Annotated in this window: 18 protein-coding genes and 1 pseudogene; 16 read left to right on the top strand and 3 right to left on the bottom strand. The window is 71.4% G+C overall.

Annotation, left to right across the window (positions count from 1 at the left end; translation table 11 throughout):
* The first annotated feature begins 56 nt into the window (after positions 1-56).
* The 5 genes from gmk to OG429_RS08570 all read left to right on the top strand — a co-directional run bounded on the left by gmk (position 57) and on the right by OG429_RS08570 (position 5,895).
* Positions 57-620: a guanylate kinase gene (gene gmk / locus OG429_RS08590; protein ID WP_328924706.1), complete on the top strand. Its 564-nt coding sequence runs from the start codon at positions 57-59 to the stop codon at positions 618-620.
* A gap of 63 nt (positions 621-683) precedes the next feature.
* Positions 684-956 (top strand): DNA-directed RNA polymerase subunit omega, encoded by a 273-nt coding sequence (gene rpoZ, locus OG429_RS08585; RefSeq protein ID WP_004948662.1) that lies wholly within the window; start codon positions 684-686, stop codon positions 954-956.
* A gap of 111 nt (positions 957-1,067) precedes the next feature.
* Complete coding sequence (gene coaBC / locus OG429_RS08580) at positions 1,068-2,282, top strand: bifunctional phosphopantothenoylcysteine decarboxylase/phosphopantothenate--cysteine ligase CoaBC (protein ID WP_328924705.1); 1,215 nt, start codon at positions 1,068-1,070, stop codon at positions 2,280-2,282.
* Between the two features lie 195 nt (positions 2,283-2,477).
* A complete protein-coding gene (gene metK / locus OG429_RS08575) occupies positions 2,478-3,686 on the top strand; it encodes a methionine adenosyltransferase (RefSeq protein WP_328924704.1) in 1,209 nt (402 codons plus the stop codon).
* A gap of 109 nt (positions 3,687-3,795) precedes the next feature.
* A complete protein-coding gene (locus tag OG429_RS08570; protein ID WP_328924703.1) occupies positions 3,796-5,895 on the top strand; it encodes a primosomal protein N' in 2,100 nt (699 codons plus the stop codon).
* 179 nt (positions 5,896-6,074) lie between these two features.
* Here OG429_RS08570 and OG429_RS08565 read toward each other — a convergent pair whose 3' ends face one another.
* Complete coding sequence (locus OG429_RS08565; RefSeq protein WP_328924702.1) at positions 6,075-6,596, bottom strand: hypothetical protein; 522 nt, start codon at positions 6,594-6,596, stop codon at positions 6,075-6,077.
* A 251-nt stretch (positions 6,597-6,847) separates the two neighbouring features.
* On the opposite strand from OG429_RS08565, the gene fmt reads away from it, so the two are divergent.
* The 9 genes from fmt to OG429_RS08520 all read left to right on the top strand — a co-directional run bounded on the left by fmt (position 6,848) and on the right by OG429_RS08520 (position 15,678).
* Positions 6,848-7,792, top strand: a complete 945-nt coding sequence (gene fmt, locus OG429_RS08560; RefSeq protein ID WP_328924701.1) for a methionyl-tRNA formyltransferase — start codon at positions 6,848-6,850, stop codon at positions 7,790-7,792.
* 145 nt (positions 7,793-7,937) lie between these two features.
* Positions 7,938-9,416, top strand: coding sequence for an RsmB/NOP family class I SAM-dependent RNA methyltransferase (locus OG429_RS08555; protein ID WP_328924700.1), 1,479 nt, complete (start codon positions 7,938-7,940; stop codon positions 9,414-9,416).
* Between the two features lie 165 nt (positions 9,417-9,581).
* Positions 9,582-9,761, top strand: a complete 180-nt coding sequence (locus tag OG429_RS08550; RefSeq protein WP_328924699.1) for a hypothetical protein — start codon at positions 9,582-9,584, stop codon at positions 9,759-9,761.
* A gap of 58 nt (positions 9,762-9,819) precedes the next feature.
* Positions 9,820-10,203, top strand: a complete 384-nt coding sequence (locus tag OG429_RS08545) for a DUF6507 family protein (protein WP_328924698.1) — start codon at positions 9,820-9,822, stop codon at positions 10,201-10,203.
* Positions 10,200-12,644, top strand: a complete 2,445-nt coding sequence (locus tag OG429_RS08540; RefSeq protein ID WP_328924697.1) for a hypothetical protein — start codon at positions 10,200-10,202, stop codon at positions 12,642-12,644. Before OG429_RS08545 ends, OG429_RS08540 begins: the two co-directional genes overlap by 4 nt.
* 120 nt (positions 12,645-12,764) lie before the next feature.
* Complete coding sequence (locus OG429_RS08535; RefSeq protein WP_328924696.1) at positions 12,765-12,944, top strand: hypothetical protein; 180 nt, start codon at positions 12,765-12,767, stop codon at positions 12,942-12,944.
* Positions 12,945-13,196: 252 nt separating this feature from the next.
* The gene (locus OG429_RS08530) at positions 13,197-13,511 is read left to right on the top strand and encodes a hypothetical protein (protein WP_328924695.1); all 315 of its coding nucleotides are present in this window, start codon (positions 13,197-13,199) and stop codon (positions 13,509-13,511) included.
* 178 nt (positions 13,512-13,689) lie between these two features.
* Positions 13,690-14,175: a hypothetical protein gene (locus tag OG429_RS08525; protein WP_328924694.1), complete on the top strand. Its 486-nt coding sequence runs from the start codon at positions 13,690-13,692 to the stop codon at positions 14,173-14,175.
* Between the two features lie 75 nt (positions 14,176-14,250).
* Positions 14,251-15,678 carry a DUF6177 family protein gene (locus tag OG429_RS08520; protein WP_328924693.1) on the top strand — a complete coding sequence of 476 codons (1,428 nt, stop codon included), beginning with the start codon at positions 14,251-14,253 and terminating at the stop codon, positions 15,676-15,678.
* A gap of 2 nt (positions 15,679-15,680) precedes the next feature.
* Here the strand turns inward: OG429_RS08520 and OG429_RS41405 are convergent.
* Together OG429_RS41405 and OG429_RS08515 are read right to left on the bottom strand one after the other, a co-directional pair.
* A pseudogene (locus OG429_RS41405) lies at positions 15,681-15,779 on the bottom strand (DNA-binding response regulator); the annotation flags it as partial.
* 60 nt (positions 15,780-15,839) lie between these two features.
* Positions 15,840-17,150, bottom strand: a complete 1,311-nt coding sequence (locus OG429_RS08515) for an MFS transporter (RefSeq protein WP_328924692.1) — start codon at positions 17,148-17,150, stop codon at positions 15,840-15,842.
* 133 nt (positions 17,151-17,283) lie between these two features.
* Between OG429_RS08515 and rpe the strand changes: the two genes are divergently transcribed.
* Together rpe and OG429_RS08505 are read left to right on the top strand one after the other, a co-directional pair.
* Positions 17,284-17,970 carry a ribulose-phosphate 3-epimerase gene (rpe, locus tag OG429_RS08510; RefSeq protein WP_328924691.1) on the top strand — a complete coding sequence of 229 codons (687 nt, stop codon included), beginning with the start codon at positions 17,284-17,286 and terminating at the stop codon, positions 17,968-17,970.
* A 138-nt stretch (positions 17,971-18,108) separates the two neighbouring features.
* A complete protein-coding gene (locus OG429_RS08505; RefSeq protein WP_328930200.1) occupies positions 18,109-19,125 on the top strand; it encodes a sugar-binding transcriptional regulator in 1,017 nt (338 codons plus the stop codon).
* Positions 19,126-19,127: the final 2 nt, after the last annotated feature.

Raw genomic sequence — 19,127 nt, 5'->3', positions numbered from 1 at the left:
CGCCCGGAGTTCTTCCGGCGTTCTCATGCAGTCCCGGGAACCTGGATAATCGCTCTATGGCAGCAGAGGTTCGTCCGCGGCTGACCGTGCTCTCCGGCCCCTCAGGGGTCGGCAAGAGCACGGTCGTCGCGCATATGCGCAAGGTCCACCCGGAGGTATGGCTCTCGGTGTCGGCCACCACCCGCAAGCCGCGGCCCGGTGAGCGACACGGAGTCCACTACTTCTTCGTCAACGACGACGAGTTCGACAAGCTGATCGCCAATGGCGAGCTGCTGGAGTGGGCCGAGTTCGCGGGCAACCGCTACGGCACACCGCGCAGCGCGGTACTGGAACGCCTGGAGAACGGCGAACCGGTCCTGCTGGAGATCGACCTCCAGGGCGCCCGGCTCGTCCGCGAGTCGATGCCCGAAGCGCAGCTGGTCTTCCTGGCCCCGCCGAGCTGGGACGAGCTGGTCCGCCGGCTCACCGGCCGGGGCACCGAGTCGGCCGAGGTCATCGAGCGACGGCTCGCGTCGGCCAAGATCGAACTGGCTGCCGAGTCCGAGTTCGACACCACCCTTGTCAATACCTCCGTCGAGGACGTGGCCCGTGAGCTGCTAGCCTTGATGGAAGTTGTCTGATCGTTGATCGATGTTCATGTCGGTCAATGCTTGATCTTTCACCCATTCTTCGGAAGGTAGAGCGTGTCCTCTTCCATCACTGCGCCCGAGGGCATCATCAACCCGCCGATCGACGAGCTGCTCGAGGCCACTGACTCGAAGTACAGCCTCGTGATCTACGCGGCCAAGCGCGCGCGTCAGATCAACGCGTACTACTCGCAGCTCGGTGAGGGCCTGCTCGAGTACGTCGGCCCGCTGGTGGACACCCACGTCCACGAGAAGCCGCTTTCGATCGCGCTGCGCGAGATCAACGCGGGTCTGCTGACCTCCGAGGCCATCGAGGCCCCGGCTCAGTAAGGCACCGAGAAATCTTTTCACCACAGGCCCGGCAGAGCATCTGCCGGGCCTGTGGTGTGTCATAGGCCCCATAGGTGTCACAGTGAGATGGATCCTGAAGGGGAGTGTCCGGTGGGTAAGCCGAAGGTCGTGCTGGGGGTCAGCGGCGGGATCGCCGCCTACAAGGCGTGCGAACTGCTGCGCCTGCTGACCGAGTCCGGGCACGAGGTGCGGGTGGTGCCCACGGCGGCCTCCCTGAACTTCGTCGGCGAGGCCACCTGGGCCGCCCTGTCCGGGAATCCCGCCTCCACCGAGGTGTGGGAGACCGTCCACGAGGTGCCGCACGTACGGATCGGGCAGTCCGCCGACCTCGTCGTGGTCGCCCCGGCCACCGCCGACATGCTGGCCAAGGCCGCCCACGGACTGGCCGACGACCTGCTCACGAACACGCTGCTCACCGCCCGTTGTCCGGTGGTCTTCGCCCCCGCCATGCACACGGAGATGTGGGAGCACCCCGCCACCCAGGAGAACGTGGCCACGCTGCGGCGGCGCGGAGCGGTCGTCATCGAACCGGCCGTGGGCCGGCTCACCGGCAAGGACACCGGCAAGGGCCGGCTGCCCGACCCGGAGGAGATCTACGAGGTGTGCCGCAGGGTCCTGGCGCGCGGCGTGTCCGAGCCGGACCTCGCCGGCCGGCACGTGGTGATCAGCGCGGGCGGCACGCGTGAACCGCTGGACCCGGTCCGCTTCCTCGGCAACCGCTCCTCCGGCAAGCAGGGGTACGCGCTCGCCCGTACCGCCGTCGCGCGCGGCGCCCGGGTCACCCTGGTGGCGGCCAACACCGCGCTGGCCGACCCGGCCGGGGCGGACGTCGTACGCGTGGGGACGGCCGTACAGCTGCGGGAGGCGGTCCTCAAGGCGGCGGCGGACGCCGACGCCGTGGTGATGGCCGCGGCCGTGGCCGACTTCCGGCCCGCCGAGTACGCGAGCGGGAAGATCAAGAAGAAGGACGGGCAGGAGCCGGCGCCGGTCGCGCTCGTGCGCAATCCAGACGTCCTCGCCGAGGTCTCGGCCGACCGGGCCCGGGACGGCCAGGTCGTCGTGGGGTTCGCCGCGGAGACCGATGACGTCCTCGCCAACGGGCGCGCCAAGCTCCGGCGCAAGGGATGTGATCTTCTCGTCGTCAATGAGGTCGGTGAGGCCAAGACCTTCGGTTCGGAGGAGAACGAGGCTGTGATCCTGGCCTCGGATGGGTCGGAGACTCAGGTCCCCTATGGTCCGAAGGAGAGTCTCGCGGAATTGGTGTGGGACCAGGTGGCGGCCCGCTTTCCGGCGCGACGCGCCTGAGGTGGATCTCTTTGCCTGGCCACATCCGTACGCCAGAATGGAGTGCCGCAGGTCACACGGCTCCCATAAGGCGAGACGGGTGGTCCGTTCATCGGTAGTGACCGATAAACTGCATTCGGAACGTGATCGGGCGCAGCCCCCGATATGGTTCCGCCAAATGATCAGCCAGCAGCCGCTGCAACCCCAGGGAGCGTTGTGTCCCGTCGTCTGTTCACCTCGGAGTCTGTGACCGAGGGCCACCCCGACAAGATCGCTGACCAGATCAGCGACACGATCCTCGACGCGCTCCTCACCGAGGACCCGACCTCGCGCGTGGCCGTGGAGACCCTCATCACCACGGGTCTCGTGCACATCGCGGGAGAGGTGACGACGAAGGCGTACGCGCCGATCGCGCAGCTCGTCCGCGACAAGATCCTCGAGATCGGCTACGACTCCTCCAAGAAGGGCTTCGACGGCGCCTCCTGCGGCGTGTCGGTGTCCATCGGCGCGCAGTCCCCGGACATCGCGCAGGGTGTCGACACGGCGTACGAGAAGCGGGTCGAGGGCGACGAGGACGAGCTCGACAAGCAGGGCGCCGGCGACCAGGGCCTGATGTTCGGCTACGCCTGCGACGAGACGCCCGAGCTGATGCCGCTGCCGATCCACCTCGCGCACCGGCTTTCCAAGCGGCTCTCCGAGGTCCGCAAGAACGGGACCATCCCGTACCTGCGCCCCGACGGCAAGACGCAGGTCACCATCGAGTACGACGGTGACAAGGCCGTGCGCCTGGACACGGTCGTCGTGTCCTCGCAGCACGCCTCGGACATCGACCTGGACTCGCTGCTCGCTCCCGACATCCGCGAGTTCGTCGTCGAGCACGTCCTGAACCAGCTCATCGAGGACGGCATCAAGCTCGACACCGAGGGCTACCGGCTGCTGGTCAACCCGACCGGCCGCTTCGAGATCGGCGGCCCGATGGGCGACGCCGGCCTGACCGGCCGCAAGATCATCATCGACACGTACGGCGGCATGGCCCGCCACGGCGGCGGCGCCTTCTCGGGCAAGGACCCGTCCAAGGTCGACCGCTCCGCCGCGTACGCGATGCGCTGGGTCGCGAAGAACGTCGTCGCCGCCGGGCTCGCCTCGCGCTGCGAGGTCCAGGTCGCGTACGCGATCGGCAAGGCCGAGCCCGTCGGCCTGTTCGTCGAGACCTTCGGCACCGCCAAGGTGGAGGTCCAGAAGATCGAGGACGCGATCGGCGAGGTCTTCGACCTGCGCCCGGCCGCGATCATCCGCGACCTGGACCTGCTGCGCCCGATCTACGCCCAGACCGCCGCCTACGGCCACTTCGGCCGCGAGCTGCCGGACTTCACCTGGGAGCGCACCGACCGCGTGGACGCGCTGCGCGCGGCCGCCGGTCTGTAGGACCACTCGCCGAACGGCCCCGGACCACCTGGTCCGGGGCCGTTCGCATGCCCGGGGGACGCAGCCGCCGCCCCGGCCGTTGTCGGTCGCGTTTGGTAAGAATGCTGGTGTGAGCAGCGCGAACGATTCCCCGCCGGAGCAGCTGGCGCTGATCCGGGAGATGGTCGCCGAGGCGAAGGCCAAGGCGCCCAAGGCGAAGCCCCGTACCTGGCGCGGGGCCGCCCTCGCCGAGGAGCTGCCCGTTGCCCGCATCCTCGTGAACAAGGGTGTGCTCCACCTCGACCAGCTCTGGGACTACGCCGTCCCCGCCGAACTCTCCGAGGCCGCGCAGCCGGGCGTCCGCGTCCGGGTCCGCTTCGGCGCCGGCTCCCACCAGGTGCACGGAGGCCGCCGCGAGGGCGGCGGCCTCATCGACGGCTTCATCGTCGAGCGCCGCGCCGAGTCCGACTACAACGGGGCGCTGGCCGCGCTCGCCCACGTCGTCTCGCCCGAGGTGGTGCTCGGACCGCGCATGCTGGCGCTCGCCCGGGCCGTCGCCGACCGGTACGCGGGCAGCCTGGCCGACGTGCTCCAGCTCGCCCTGCCCCCTCGCAACGCCCGTGCCGAAGCCAAGCCCTCGCCCGAGCCGCTGCCCCCGCCCGCCGCGCCCGACCCCGGCGGCTGGCAGCGGTACGGCTCCGGCCCGGCCTTCATACGCGCCCTCGCCACCGGTGGCACTCCGCGCGCCGTCTGGACCGCCCTGCCCGGCCCCGGCTGGGCCGACGAGCTCGCCCGTGCCATGGCCGCCACCCTCGCCTCCGGCCGAGGGGCCCTCGCCGTGGTGCCCGACGGGCGGACCGCCGCCCGCGTGGACACGGCGCTCACCGCGCTGCTCGGCGAGGGGCGGCACGCGCTGCTGACCGCCGAGTCCGGGCCCGAGAAGCGCTACCGGCAGTGGCTCGCCGTGAGCCGGGGCTCGGTGCGGGCCGTCGTCGGCACCCGGGCGGCGATGTTCGCGCCCGTACGGGACCTCGGGCTGGTCGCCGTCTGGGACGACGGGGACTCCAGCCACAGCGACGACCGCGCGCCCTTCCCGCACGTCCGGGAGGTGCTGGAACTGCGCGCCGTCAGCGACGGCTGCGCCTTCCTGGCCGGGAGCACGAGCTGCACCGTGGAGGCCGCCCAGCTGGTCGAGTCCGGCTGGGCGCGGCCGCTGGTCGCCGACCGCGAGACGGTGCGGGCCTGCGCGCCCCGGATCCGCACCGTGGGAGACGAACTGCTGGCCCGCGACGAGGCGGCCCGGGCGGCGCGGCTGCCGAGCCTGGCGTGGGAGACCGTACGGGAAGGGCTGCGGACCGGGCCCGTGCTCGTCCAGGTGCCACGGCGGGGCTACGTGCCCCGGCTGGCGTGCGAGCGCTGCCGTACGCCGGCCCGCTGCACGGTCTGTGCCGGGCCGCTGGAGGCCCCCGACGAGCGGGACCTGCAGTGCGGGTGGTGCGGGCGGGCGGAACCGTCCTGGCACTGCGAGGAGTGCGGGTCGTTCCGGCTGCGGGCCCAGGTGGTCGGCGCGCGGCGGACCGCCGAGGAGCTGGGGCGGGCGTTTCCGGCCGTGCCCGTACGGACGTCCGGGCGCGACCACGTCCTGGACGAGGTGCCGGACCGGCCGGCGCTGATCGTGTGCACCCCGGGGGCGGAACCGGTCGCGGCGGGGGAGGGGTACGCGGCGGCGCTGCTGCTGGACGGCTGGGCGATGCTGACCCGGCCCGACCTGCGGGCGGGCGAGGACGCGCTGCGGCGGTGGATCGCGGCCGCGTCGCTGGTCCGGGGCGCCGGCCAGGTCGTCGTGGTCGCCGAGCCGACGCTGCGGCCGGTACAGGCACTGGTGCGCTGGGACCCGGTGGGCCATGCCGTCCGCGAACTCGCGGAACGGGCCCAGCTCGGTTTCCCGCCGGTGTCGCGGATGGCGGCGGTGGCGGGTCGGGGCGAGGCGGTCGAGACCTTCCTGGCCGGCGCCGGGCTGCCGCCCGACGCGGAGATCCTCGGCCCGGTGCCGCTCCCGGGGCGGCGCGGTGAGCCCTCGCCGGGAGAGCGGGCGCTGGTCCGGGTCCCGCCGGGCAGCGGCGCGGCCCTGGCGGCCGCCCTGAAATCGGCGCAGGCAGCCCGTATGGCGCGGGGCGTCCCGGCATCGGAGTCGGTCCGGGTCCGCATCGACCCGCTGGACATCGGCTGACGGACCGGCTGCCGCTGCCCGGGTTCCACCCCGGCCGCATGCCGCCGGGGTGGAACCGGGACGGCGGACGACCCCGGCGGGGCGGCCCGTGGGGCGCTCCGCCGGGGTCGGGGCCCGGCTGGTGCCGTCGGGGGTCGGCGTCCCGGCGGCGGGCGGCTGTCAGCCGTTGAGGGCGGCGGTCACCCGTTGCGGGGGCCGGGGAAGGCCGGCGAGCGGGGGGTGCTCACGGCGGGCTGGGAGTCCTCGCGCTGCGGCTGCGGCGGGACCGATCGGGCCGCCGGGATCGTGGGGAGCGGACCCAGGGGCCGGGTGGTCGTTCCCTCGGCCGCAGGCTCCGCGGATTCCGCGGCCTGCGCGCGCCGGGCGCCGTAGCGCCGGTGCACGGCCTGCTTGGTGACACCCAGCGCCGAGCCGACCGCGTCCCACGAGAAGCCGAGCGAACGGTCGAAGTCCACGGCGGCGGTGACCAGCGTCTCGACGCTGTCCCGCAGCTCCTGGGCGAGGCGGACGGTGGGCGCGGGCGCCCGGCCGTACACGACGAAGCCCGTGGACGGGCCGGAGCGGCGCGGGCGGTACACATTGCCGAGCTGGGCGGTGAGCGTACGCAGGGCATCCACCTGCCGGCGAACCCGCTCGATGTCCCGCACCAGAAGGTGCAGGCTGGCCCGGGCTTGGGCGTCGTGGGTGGCGTGGTCGGCCATGAAGAAGCCTCTCGAACCGGTGCTGAAGGGCGGATCGGGCCGCGGAAACCGTTCGCGAAGCGGCCCGTTTTGGTCAATCTCTCTTGACCAACGCGCCACCCGGCGCCCAGGTCACGCTCAGGGGGCGTGTCGGCATATGCGAAGGGCGCGTGTGTGTGCGTACGCCCCCTGACGGGCACAGGACATCCCCAGGCGGTACGCCCCATAGACTGGTGCGCTGCTGACAGCCGAGATAGCGAGGTAGGACCCCAGTGAAGCTCGTCTTCGCAGGCACCCCCGAGGTCGCCGTGCCCGCCCTGGACGCACTCATCGCCTCCGGGCGGCACGAGGTCGCGGCCGTCGTCACCCGGCCCGACGCACCCGCCGGCCGCGGCCGTCGACTCGTCGCCAGCCCCGTCGCCCAGCGCGCCGAGGAGGCCGGGATCGAGGTCCTCAAGCCGGCCCGGCCGCGCGACCCCGACTTCCAGGCCCGGCTGCGCGAGATCGGTCCGGACTGCTGCCCGGTCGTCGCGTACGGGGCGCTGCTGCCCAAGAGTGCCCTGGACATCCCCAAGCACGGGTGGGTCAACCTGCACTTCTCGCTGCTGCCCGCCTGGCGCGGCGCCGCGCCCGTACAGCACTCGATCATGGCGGGGGACCAGCTCACCGGCGCCTCCACCTTCCTGATCGAGGAAGGCCTCGACTCCGGCCCCGTCTACGGCATCCTGACCGAGGAGATCCGGCCGACCGACACCAGCGGCGACCTGCTCACCCGGCTCGCCTTCGCCGGCTCCGGACTGCTGGCCGCGACCATGGACGGCATCGAGGACGGCACCCTGCGCGCCGTCCCGCAGCCCGCCGACGGGATCTCGCTCGCGCCCAAGATCACCGTGGAGGACGCCCGGATCGACTGGGCGGCCCCGGCGATGCGCGCCGACCGCGTCGTGCGCGGCTGCACCCCGGCACCGGGTGCCTGGACCGTCTTCCGCGGGGAGCGGCTCAAGCTGATCTCGGTCGGCCTGGTGCCCGACCGTACGGACCTGGAGCCCGGCGTGCTGGCTCCGGCCAAGAACAACATCTACGTCGGCACCGGCTCGCACGCCGTGGAGCTGCTGTGGGTGCAGCCGCAGGGCAAGAAGCCGATGCGGGGCGCAGACTGGGCGCGCGGGGTGCGGATCGCGCCCGGCGAGCGGCTCGGCGGCGCCGACGTAGGCTGAACCCAGCCGCTGCGTCACACCGGCGGCCTCGCTGCCCCTCTCTGTCCTGCCTGCACACTCGTAGCACTCGTAGCACTCGTAGCACTCGTAGCACTCGTAGCACTCGTAGCACTCGTAGCACTCGTATCTCCGGAGCACCTTTCACGTGAGCGAACAGCCTCGTCAGCCCAGTCGGCGTCCCGCGGGCGGCGGCAAGCCGTCCGGCAAGCAGGCCAAGCCGTACCGCCGGCCCCAGAAGGACCCCGTCCGGCTGCTGGCCTTCGAGGTGCTGCGGGCGGTGGACGAGCGCGACGCGTACGCCAACCTCGTGCTGCCGCCGCTGCTGCGCAAGGCCCGTCAGGACGAGAGCTTCCAGGCGCGCGACGCGGCACTGGCCACCGAGCTCGTCTACGGGACGCTGCGTCGGCAGGGCACCTACGACGCCGTGATCAAGGCGTGCATCGACCGGCCGCTGCGGGAGGTGGACCCGCCGGTGCTGGACGTGCTCTCGCTCGGCGCGCACCAGCTTCTGGGAACCCGGATCCCCACGCACGCGGCCGTCTCGGCGAGCGTGGAGCTGGCCCGGGTGGTGCTCGGGGACGGGCGCGCGAAGTTCGTGAACGCCGTACTGCGCAAGATCGCCGCGCACGACCTGGACGGCTGGCTGGAGCGGGTGGCGCCGCCGTACGAGGACGACGCCGAGGAACACCTCGCGGTGTACCACTCGCACCCGCGGTGGATCGTCAGCGCCCTGTGGGACTCGCTGGGCGGCGGGCGCGCCGGGATCGAGGACCTGCTGGAGGCGGACAACGAGCGGCCGGAGGTCACGCTGGTGGCCCGGCCGGGGCGGTCCACCCCGGAAGAGCTGCTCGAGGCGGTGGGCGAGGAGTCCGCGCTGCCGGGCCGCTGGTCCCCGTACGCCGTGCGGATGGCCGAGGGCGGCGAGCCGGGCGCGCTGGAGGCCGTGCGCGACGGCAGCGCGGGTGTCCAGGACGAGGGCAGCCAGCTGGTGGCGATGGCCCTGGCGGCCGTGCCGGTCGAGGGCCGGGACGAGCGCTGGCTCGACGGCTGCGCCGGCCCGGGCGGCAAGGCGGCGCTGCTGGCGGCGCTGGCGGCGCAGCGCGGGGCGTTCCTGCTGGCCTCCGAGAAGCAGCCGCACCGGGCCCGCCTGGTGGGGAAGGCCCTGTCCGGCAACCCCGGGCCGTACCAGGTCATCGCGGCGGACGGCACCCGGCCGGCGTGGCGGCCGGGCTCCTTCGACCGGGTGCTGATGGACGTGCCGTGCACGGGCCTGGGTGCCCTGCGCCGCCGCCCGGAGGCCCGCTGGCGCCGCCGCCCGGAGGATCTGGAGGGCTTCGCGCCGCTCCAGCGGGCGCTGCTGCGGGAGGCTCTGTCGGCGGTGCGGGTGGGCGGTGTCGTGGGCTACGCGACGTGCTCGCCGCACCTGGCGGAGACGCGTGTGGTCGTGGACGACGTCCTGAAGGGCCGGGGCGCGGGCCAGGCCCCGGTGTCCGCCGAACTGATCGACGCCCGGCCGTACATGGCGGGCGTACCGGGCCTGGGCGACGGCCCGGACGTACAGCTGTGGCCGCACCTGCACGGTACGGACGCGATGTACCTGGCGCTGCTGCGACGCACGGCGTAGGGGCCGCCGCTCCTGGCGGATCGAGGGCTTGCAGCTGCTGCTGTGAGCCCTCGATCCGTTTCCATGGGTCCCGTCGGCGAGGCCGATCCGCGCTGTGTCACAAGCGCGTGACAGTGATGGCTGATTCCGCGGGGAATGTCACTGCTCAGTAACAGGTATGCGGGTGTGACCCGTACTCACTTTGCAGACAGCAATGCCCAGTTGATAGACATGGCACACCAGTGCGGAATGGCGGCGGGCGAATTTCGGTGCATCGCGCTGCCGCGCTCGACGATGGAGACGAACGACGGCACGGCGCATCGGCCGCAGGTCAGGGCCAAGGCCGCCGTCGACGCCATCGGCTGACGCATCGGCTGACGTCGGGGCACTGGGAAGAAACGTTTTACAGAACGGGGGGCAACACGTGTCCACATGGGACATCAAGCCGGATGGCGTTCGTGAAGTCCTGAGCAAGACCGCCGAGGCGGGCGGCAAGTTCGAGGAAGAGTTCGAGTCCTACGGCGACGGCTTGGTGGGCGCCGCGACGTCGGCGGGCACGATGGTTCTGGGCGGGACCGAGATCCCCAAGGGGGGCGCCTTCGGTCCTGTGGCTCAGGCGTTGCAGGAGTTCCAGCAGCGAACCGAGAACGACCTGAAGTTCCTTCCCGTGCGGACGGGGAAGTCCATCACCGGGGCGCGCCTGGCCACTGAGGAGTACGTCAAGGGCGACCTGCAGATGGCGAAGAACAAGCAGGACGAGTACTCCAAGGCTCCGACTCCGGAAGAGATGAAGGGCCCCAAGAAGTGATCGATCCGGGGAAGATACCTACCTTCACGGGCAACCTGGAGAATCTGGAGACGCATGCGGCTTCGCTGAAGAAGACCGCCTCCAGCATTCGCGGTACGGGCAAGGACGTTCACAGCGCCTTTCAGGCGTTGGATCCGGTCTATGACGCTCCTGAGCAGGAGGAGTTGCTCAACTCGACGATTCCGGTGCGGGACAAGGCGGACGAGTTCGCGAAGAAGCTGGAGTCCGCCAGCGGTGCGCTGACGACTTTCGCGTCGAGCGCCCGTCCGCTGGTGACCAAGATGAAGCAACTCCGCACGGATGCGGTGAAGTTCGTCGCGGACAACAAGGACGACGACGACTGGCAGCAGGACCAGGGCAAGGTCGACGAGAACGCGCGCCTCGTCCGTGAGGTCGGTACGACGTGGGTGGCGTTCCAGGGCGTCGAGCGTGATGCGGCCAACAAGATCACCGCGTTGGTGGGCGGTACGCACTTCGACGTCGACGACGGTTCGCACAAGGCCGGCATGTACGGCTTCAGGGACAGCGACGTCAAGGACGCCAAGGAGACGCCTTGGGGAACCGCGGACGAGCGTGAATACACGGGGCTCCGGGCTGCCTGGGAGTGGACGAAGGACAACGTCGGCGGCGCGCTGAAGGGCTTCTTCGTCGACGGTGTCGTGGGCACGCTCAAGGGCCTGGGCAGCATGGTCAACGTCTTCGACTGGGACAACTTCAAGAAGACGTGGTCGAGCATCGGTGATGTCTTCGGCGGCGTCAGCGGGTACATCATCACGCCGTACGACTGGGCGCTGGACAAGATGTTCGGCCCGGAAGACCACAGTGACCGTGAACGCCAGAAGGCGGCCCTGCGCAACTTCGGCAAGTCGCTGGTCGCGTGGGACGAGTGGGGCAAGGACCCCTCGCGTGCGTTCGGGACGGTGCTGTTCAACGTCGTGACCCTCGGCTCGGGCACGTTCCTCAAGCTCGGCAAGGCCGGCCAGGCCGGAAAGCTGGGCGCGGGCGCGGAGGCCCTGACCGTGATCGGCAAGGCGGGCGCGCTCGTCGATCCGATGAGCTACCTCGGCAAGGCTGCGGGCATCACCAAGATCAAGGTCGGCGACCTCATGGAGGGCTTCAAAGCCAGCCGGGCGGGCGTCGACGACATGGCCAGGAACATGCCCACGGGGACGTCGCCGCACCCGGCCGACGCGGCCCCGGCTCCCGGGCACACGGGGGACTCGCCCTCGACTCCCGCCGGCTCCGGCGAGAAGGCGCCCCCCGGCCACGAGTACGTCGACCATGCGGGCAACAAGCGCGTCATCGGCAATGACGGCCACATCAGGGACGAACACGGCAACGTCGTTGCCGACACCGAACCCGTCAGGGAGCCGCACAAGGACGACCTGCCCAACGTCAAGGAGCACGAGACCGTTCCCGTCAGGGAGAAGGTGCTCGAGGGCGCGGGCGGCCCCAGCCACGTGGAGAACGGGACCGGCCACCCGACCGGCTCGGCACACCCGGTCGGCGGATCCCACTCGACGGGTGGCACCACCCACACCCCGGGCGGCACGGCCAACCACTCCGTCGGTGGCACGGCCACCCACACCCCGGGCGGCACGGGCCACAACACGGCCCACAACAGTCACACCACGCCAGGCGGCGGTGGCTCCGGGACCCATGGCGGCACCGACCCGGGCGCGGCGGGCGGCGGCACCGCCACCCACGGCGACACCACCTCGACGGGCGGCGACGGCCACGGCTCGGGCGGTCCGCACCAGGGTGACGGGTCGGGCGCTGCGCACCAGGGTGACGGCGGCGGCCACGACGCCTCGGGCAACCCGGGTGAAGGCGGCCAGGGCGACGCACCCGACGCTTCGCCCGGTGGCGCCGGAGACCAGCCGATGGACCCCAAGGTGGTCGACGATCGCATCAAGGAGTTGGACGACCAGCAGGGCGGCCAGGGGCACGCACCGGGCCGCCACCTCCACCCTGATGACAAAGCCCTGACCGACCGGCTCGGCACGGTGGCCCGCGACAGCAACGGGGCGCCGAAGATGTACGGGCCGAACTCGAACTATCCGGGTCTGGTCAAGTCCGAAAACAACATCGACCCGTTGACCGGGACCACGGTGGACGGTGTGAGCGGCGGTGCCCACCGAGTCGGCGCGTTCGCGACGCGTTTCGACAACGCAGAAGACATGGTGCGCGCCGATGCCTACTTCCGCGACGAGATGGCGCGTACCGGAAGTGAGGCTATGGAGACGCCGATCGAGGACGTACTCGGGCCCGGAGCAGAGGAGAGGTTCACCGGCTACTATCGTGACCCGGCTAACCTGGGCGAATTCAAGCCGGTGGACTTCGAGGGCGGAACCATCCTGCCTGTTTATCGACTGATGCCTGACGGGCAATACCGTCTCCACACCATGTTCGCCAATCCGGCGCACGGCCGTCATCCGTAGAGAAAGATTTCAATGGACGCGCGTTTCAAGAATTTTCTCAGAGTAAACCTGGATCTTGAGCGGGGGTATGAGACGAGTAGTCATCTGAGGCCCACTCTGCTGAGCTTCAGCGACGCTTACGTGGAATTGATCCGCACGGGATTCGAGGAGATCGTCACAGACGACTCCTTTGGGCCGGCCGAATACGAGCGGCTGACCGACATCGAATTCCCCGACCGGGAAACCCTGAATGCTTACCTCCGGGCAATGTATGACTATCTGTTCAACGATGGGCCGGAGCAGCCCATGCCGCCGGGCTAACGGCGGGTAGGGCTTCGTCGGCGGGTCTGCGGAGGCGGCCGGTGCACGGCTGGGGCGGTGCGCCGGCCACCCCGTCTCCATGGGGTACGGACGACGGTGCGATGGGAACGAAGGTGAGTTTCTCGATCCAGGCGGGTTGCCCGGCCATTCGGACGCGTGAATCCGTCGCCGACATGGCTGATGCGGTTGGTGAGATGTCCCCCTCCGAGGCCGAAACGCCATCCTCGTCTGGAACCTGGAACCTGGAACCTGGTGCCCCTTCTCGAGGAAATCCAGCGGCCGGTATGCCCGGAGGGCGAGGTCTTCTGGGGGGCCGACACATTCTCGGCCGGATGGAGGATGGTCCGCGAGGGCGATTCGCTGCGGATTCAGGCGCGCTGGCACAGCACGCTCGGGAGCCACGAGTCGCTCCTGGCGGAGCGGGGCGACGTGGTGGTCCATACACAGGAATTCGTAAACGAGTGGGCGAAGGTTCTGCGGCGGATCCTCACCGATATCGAGGCGGAGTCTATGGAGTTGGACGACGGCGACCTCTTCCTCCGCGCCAAGGCCCTGCTCGCGGCCTGAGCCGACAGCGCAGCGCCCGCGGTGTCCCCGTCATCACCTGTCCGGATGCGGGCTTCGAGGCCCCCGGCGTCATCGACCGGCGGAGTCGAACCGCACCGATGCGGTACGTCCGGAGGGTCGGCAGTGCGGCGAGTACCTGCTGGCCGTCGGCAACGAGCGGGTGTTCGAAGAGGATGTCGTGGGCCGTGGGGTGCGTGCGCCGGCCGACGGGGAGAAGGCCGTCGGTGAGATGTACTCCTCCGGAGCCGAGGACGCCGTCCTCGTGTGGAACCGGGTGCCGATTCGGCTGACGTACCGCTACGACATCGCAGTGCTGCTCGACGATCTGGTGCCGCTGCTCGAAGAGGTCCGGCGCCCGGAGTTCTCCGGAGCCGGGGTCTTCTGGGGATCGGACACCTTCTCCGCCGAATGGGAGCTGACCCGTGAGGGCGGCGACTTGAGGATCCGGGCGCGCTGGCACAGCACGCTGGGGAACCACGAGTCGTCACTCACCGAGCGGGGCGATGTGACGGTGGGGGCACAGGAGTTCGTCGGCGAATGGAGCAGGATCCTGCGGCGCGTCGTGACCGACGCCGAAGCAGGCTCCGTGGAACTGGCGGACGACGACCTCCTCGTCCGCGCCAAGGCGCTGCTCAGGACGACGACGACCGAAGCGACCGACTGATCCGGGCGGCGCCCGCCGCCGCGGACGGCGACACCGAGACGACCACCGACCAGAGATGACCAAGAGGAACACTGCATGACCAAGGACGTGATCGCGCTCACCGAGCGCATGCCGGACGCGCTGAGCGTCCTGGCGGGCCTGCTCGCGGGCGGCCCGGACCTGCGGGTCGACACCACCGGCGAGGGTGCCGTGGTCCAACTGTGCGACGCCGAGGGCCGGCCGCTCGTCTCGATCGAGGTGCCGCTGCTGCTCCAGGTGCCGGGCGAGGCGGCGCGGCTGCTGGGGCCCGGCGCCGAGCCGTCCGGCGACGGCCCGGCGTGGTGGATCGAGGCCCGCGCCGCCGTGGGCGTCCCCCAGGCCGAGGAGCTCGCGGGTGCCTTCGCGGCCCGGATGACCATGCTTCTGGGCGGCCGGGTCTATCCGCCGGACGCCCCCGGCACCGCCGGCGCGGCCCGCCCGGTCGACGTCTCGGGCGTCACTGCCGTACCGGTCCCCGCCGCCGCCCAGCCGGCCGTGGACATGCTCACCGACGCGGCAGCGGTCGTCCTCCAGGACCGCCCGGTCGTCCCCATGACGAGCTGGCTCTCCGAGGCGCTGCGGGCCACTTTGGAGAGCGACCGGTCGCTGCAGATCGTCACCCCGCCACACTGCCGCCTCTCCCTCCCCACCCGCATGCTGTTGGAGTCCATGCCCTCGCGCTGGGTGGTGCAGGACGAGCGGTGCGGCTACTACGACGGGCTGACCGGCGCGGTACTGACCTGGCAGGACGACGCCTTCTCCCCGGCCCGGGACGAGAACGGTGAGACCCGGGTGGCGGACGCGTTCACGGAGGCCGGACCCACCGGCGAGCGTCAGCTCGTCGTCTCCTTCCGTGCCCTGCACCGCCCGACAGAGGACCTCGTTCTCGGCGGCGCGCTGGAAGCCGCCTGGCGGGCGCTGACCGGCGGCCCGCCGGCCGGCTGGGGGACGTCGGAGCCGGCCGGCCTGACCTGGTCGCGGCGGCAGCTGACCGACCTGGCGTACGAGCGCGCTCCCCGGTCCACCTGGACGGTCGTCGTCGGCGCCCCGGACCGGCCTGCCGTCGCCACCCTGCGCGTGATCCGCACCCCGGAGGGTGTGGAAGAGGACATCACCCTCACCGTGGGCTACGGCCCCGGTGAGGAGCTTCCGCTGGGGGCACTGCCCGGGCTGGCCGAGGAGCTGGTGACCCGGTACGGGCTGAAGACCATGCTGTGCCAGCTGCGCGCGGCGCGCCGGGACCTGAGCGCCCCACCCCACTTCGAAAGCCCGCCGCTGCCCTACGCCTTCGTGCTGGGCCCCGAGGAGGTCCGCGAGGCAGGGCGCGACACCGCGAGCAGGACGCCGCTGAAGGAACGCCCGGTGCGGCTCGGCCCGAGCGCCCGGCCGGCCTTCTACTACCCGCTCGGCGACGGCGAGACCGCCGAGAGCTGGACCGCCCTCGAGCGGCTCGTGCGTCATCTGCGCGGGGCGCCGCCCGGCTAGACGATCAGCGTCCCCGCGACCCCGGCGTGCAACGCCCCGTAGACGTACTCGTCGAGGTCGAACGTGGTCACGATGAACACGCGCAGCGGATCGGCCGCTCCGGTCCGGGGCGGGCCGTGTGACGGCGCAGCGGGTTCCGCCCGGCCACCGGATTTCGCCCCTCACACCCCCGTCCTCCTGCGCCGGATCGGGGAGACCGCGACCGGGATGAAGGAGAGGGCCAGGATCGCGGCCCCCGTCCACAGGGTCGTGCGGAGCGACGTCAGTTCCGCCACGAGGCCCGAGGCGGCGGAGCCGAGGGCCAGGGCGCCCGTCAGGGTGAAGCGGAAAGTGGCGTTCATGCGGCCCAGGAGCGGGTCCGGGGTCAGGTGCTGACGGAGGCTGACCCCGAGGACGTTGTCCGAGCCGATCTTCATCATGGCCAGCAGCCAGCCGGCGCCCGCCAGCCAGAGCCACGGGCCGTGGTCGAGCAGCGGTACCAGCAGGGCCGCCGGGGTCAGGCTCAGCAGCAGGGCGCGGCCGTAGCCCACGCGCGCGGCGAAGGGCCGGGCCAGGCGGGCTCCCAGGAGCAGGCCCACGCCGCCCGCCGCCCAGAACAGGCCCAGCGCGGCCGGGGACAGGCCCAGTTCACGGACGAAGAGCACGGGGAGCATGGTGTTGAGGACCGCGCTGCCCAGGTTGTTCAGGGTCGCGGCCAGCGCCAGCGCGCGCAGCTCGGGGTGGCCCAGTACGTGCCGCAGGCCCTCCCCGATCTGGGACCGCAGCGGGATACGGGCGGTTGCGGGCGGCGCCGGGGTCGGCCGGACCCGGGTGAGGCGGAGCGCCGAGGCGAGGTACGCGGCCGAGGCGCAGGCCAGCGCGAACGGGGCCGTCAGGGTGGCGATCAGCGCGCCGCCCACGCCGCGGCCGGCGATGTTGGCGGCGGCCATGAGGGTCACCATGGCCGCGTTCGCCCGGACCAGGCCGCCGCGGCCGACCAGTTGGGGCAGCACGCTCTGCGAGCCGACGTCCGAGAAGACGGTGGCGCAGCCGTTCAGCAGGACGACCGCGTAGAGCTGCGCCAGGGTCAGCACGTCCAGCCACCACGCGAGCGGGAGCGAGGCGAAGAGGACCGCCCGGGCGAGGTCCGCCGCGATCAGGACCCGGCGGGTGCGCAGCCGGTCGACCCAGGCGCCGGCAGGCAGCCCGATCAGGAGGAAGGCGAGCGTGGACAGCGCGGCGAGGGTGCCGACCTGGGCGGCGGTGGCGTCGAGGGCGGTGAGGGCGAGCAGGGGGACGGCCACGTAGCCGGTGTTCGTGCCGAGCTGGTTGAGGGTGGCGGCGCCGAAGAGGGTGCGGAAGTCCCGGTTGCGCCAGGGGGAGGGGGAAGGGGAGAGGGAGGAGGACGACGAGGAGGAGGGTGAGGGTGAGGGTGAGGGAGAGGAGAGCGCGCCGGTGGCATCTCCGGGAGCCGGTGTTGGCATCGATGTCATGAACACAAACGTGCCCACAGGCGATCTCGCAGAACAAGTGAAATGTTCTCCATGATCACTTAAGCCGCGCTACCCCGAGTGTGACTTGCGGGGTCGTGGCCGGAACCGTGCGAAGGCATGGCAGGCTTGGGGCATGGCCGCTCAGATTTATCCCAGCATCCTGTCCGCAGACTTCGCACGGCTCGCCGACGAGGCGAAGGCCGTCGAGGGGGCCGACTGGCTGCATGTCGACGTCATGGACAACCACTTCGTCCCCAACCTGACCCTCGGTATGCCGATCGTGGAGTCCTTGAGCCGGGCCACCGACATCCCGCTGGACCTCCACCTGATGATCGAGGACCCGGACCGCTGGGCCCCCCAGTACGTGGAAGCCGGCGCGGGTTCGGTCACCTTCCATGCCGAGGCCGCGGCGGCCCCCGTGCGCCTGGCGCGGGAGATCCGGGCCAAGGGGGCGCGGGCGTCCATGGCGCTCAAGCCCGCGACGCCGATCGAGCAGTACGAGGACATCCTTCCCGAGCTCGACATGCTGCTGATCATGACGGTCGAGCCGGGCTTCGGCGGCCAGCCCTTTCTCGACATCATGCTGCCCAAGATCCGCCGCACCCGGGAGCTGATCGCCAAGCACGGTCTGGAGCTGTGGCTCCAGGTGGACGGCGGGGTCTCGGCCTCGACCATCGAACGCTGCGCCGAGGCCGGTGCCGACGTCTTCGTCGCGGGCAGCGCGGTGTACGGCGCCGTCGATCCGGCGGCCGCCGTGAGCACGCTGCGTGAGCAGGCGGGCGCGGCGATCGCCGTGGCGCCGTGGGCTTGCGACCACTGAACCAAGGGTTGATGAACAGCTCGGTGAACGGGGGCTGTACAGGCTGATCAACGGCCGTCGGATCTGACAGGATGAACGGCGAGTCGAGAGTGTGAACACGACAGTGTGAACAGCAGTGAGGAGAACGCGGTGTCTGCAATGTCGGCGGGACGGTCAGCCCTGCGGATGGGACCCGCGGAGCTGGTGCAGGCGGCGGCCATGGCTCGCCGCTTCTACCTGGAGGGCAAGTCCAAGATCCAGATCGCCGAGGAGTTCGGCGTGAGCCGCTTCAAGGTGGCCCGGGTCCTGGAGACCGCCCTCGAACGCGACCTCGTACGGATCGAGATCCGGGTACCGGCGGAACTGGACGCGGAGCGGTCGGACGCGCTCAGGGCCCGGTACGGGCTCAGGCACGCCGTCGTGGTGGAGTCGCCCGCCGACGCCACCGAGGACGCGCCGGATCCGGAGAACCTGGGCGCGGTGGCCGCCGATCTGCTGGGCGAGCTGGTCAACGAGGGCGACGTACTGGGCCTGGCGTGGGGGCGGTCGACCATTCACATGGCCGCCTCCCTGCACCGGCTGCCGCCCTGCACCGTGGTGCAGCTGACCGGCGTGTACGACGCGGGGACCGCCGAGCGCGGGTCCGTGGAGGCGGTGCGGCGGGCCGCGCAGGTGTCGGGCGGGGACGCGCACCCGATCTACGCGCCGATGCTGCTGCCCGACCCGGCGACCGCGGCCGCGCTGCGCAACCAGACGGGGATCGCGCGCGCTTTCGAGTACTTCGACAAGGTGACGGTCGCGGCCGTCTCCATCGGCTCCTGGGAGCCGGGCATCTCCACCGTCCACGACATGCTGACGGACGAGGAGCGGGAGCACTACGCCTCGCTGGGCGTGGCGGCCGAGATGTCCGCGCACCTCTTCGATGCCGAGGGGCGGCGGGTCGGCCGGGACCTCGGCGAGCGGTGCATCACCGTCGAGGCGGACCGGCTCCGGCGGATCCCCGAGGTCGTTGCCATCGCAGGCGGGCTGCGCAAGGCCTCCGCGATCGGGGCGGTGCTGCGGTCGGGTCTGGTGACCAGCCTGGTCACCGATACGGCGGTGGCCGACTACCTGCTCACCGAGTCGTCCCCGGGGCTGCGGCCGGCGCTGGAGCGGGCCGACCCCGACGACCTGTAGCC

Source organism: Streptomyces sp. NBC_00190, from assembly GCF_036203305.1.
Lineage (GTDB): Bacteria > Actinomycetota > Actinomycetes > Streptomycetales > Streptomycetaceae > Streptomyces.
This window is presented reverse-complemented; position numbering and strand designations above follow the sequence as displayed.

Coding starts and splice junctions, on each gene's coding strand:
- rpe (WP_328924691.1), top strand. CDS start 17,284: ATGGCCGCTCAGATTTATCCCAGCATCCTGTCCGCAGACTTCGCACGG.
- OG429_RS08520 (WP_328924693.1), top strand. CDS start 14,251: ATGACCAAGGACGTGATCGCGCTCACCGAGCGCATGCCGGACGCGCTG.
- gmk (WP_328924706.1), top strand. CDS start 57: ATGGCAGCAGAGGTTCGTCCGCGGCTGACCGTGCTCTCCGGCCCCTCA.
- OG429_RS08515 (WP_328924692.1), bottom strand. CDS start 17,150: ATGACATCGATGCCAACACCGGCTCCCGGAGATGCCACCGGCGCGCTC.
- OG429_RS08565 (WP_328924702.1), bottom strand. CDS start 6,596: ATGGCCGACCACGCCACCCACGACGCCCAAGCCCGGGCCAGCCTGCAC.
- OG429_RS08505 (WP_328930200.1), top strand. CDS start 18,109: ATGTCGGCGGGACGGTCAGCCCTGCGGATGGGACCCGCGGAGCTGGTG.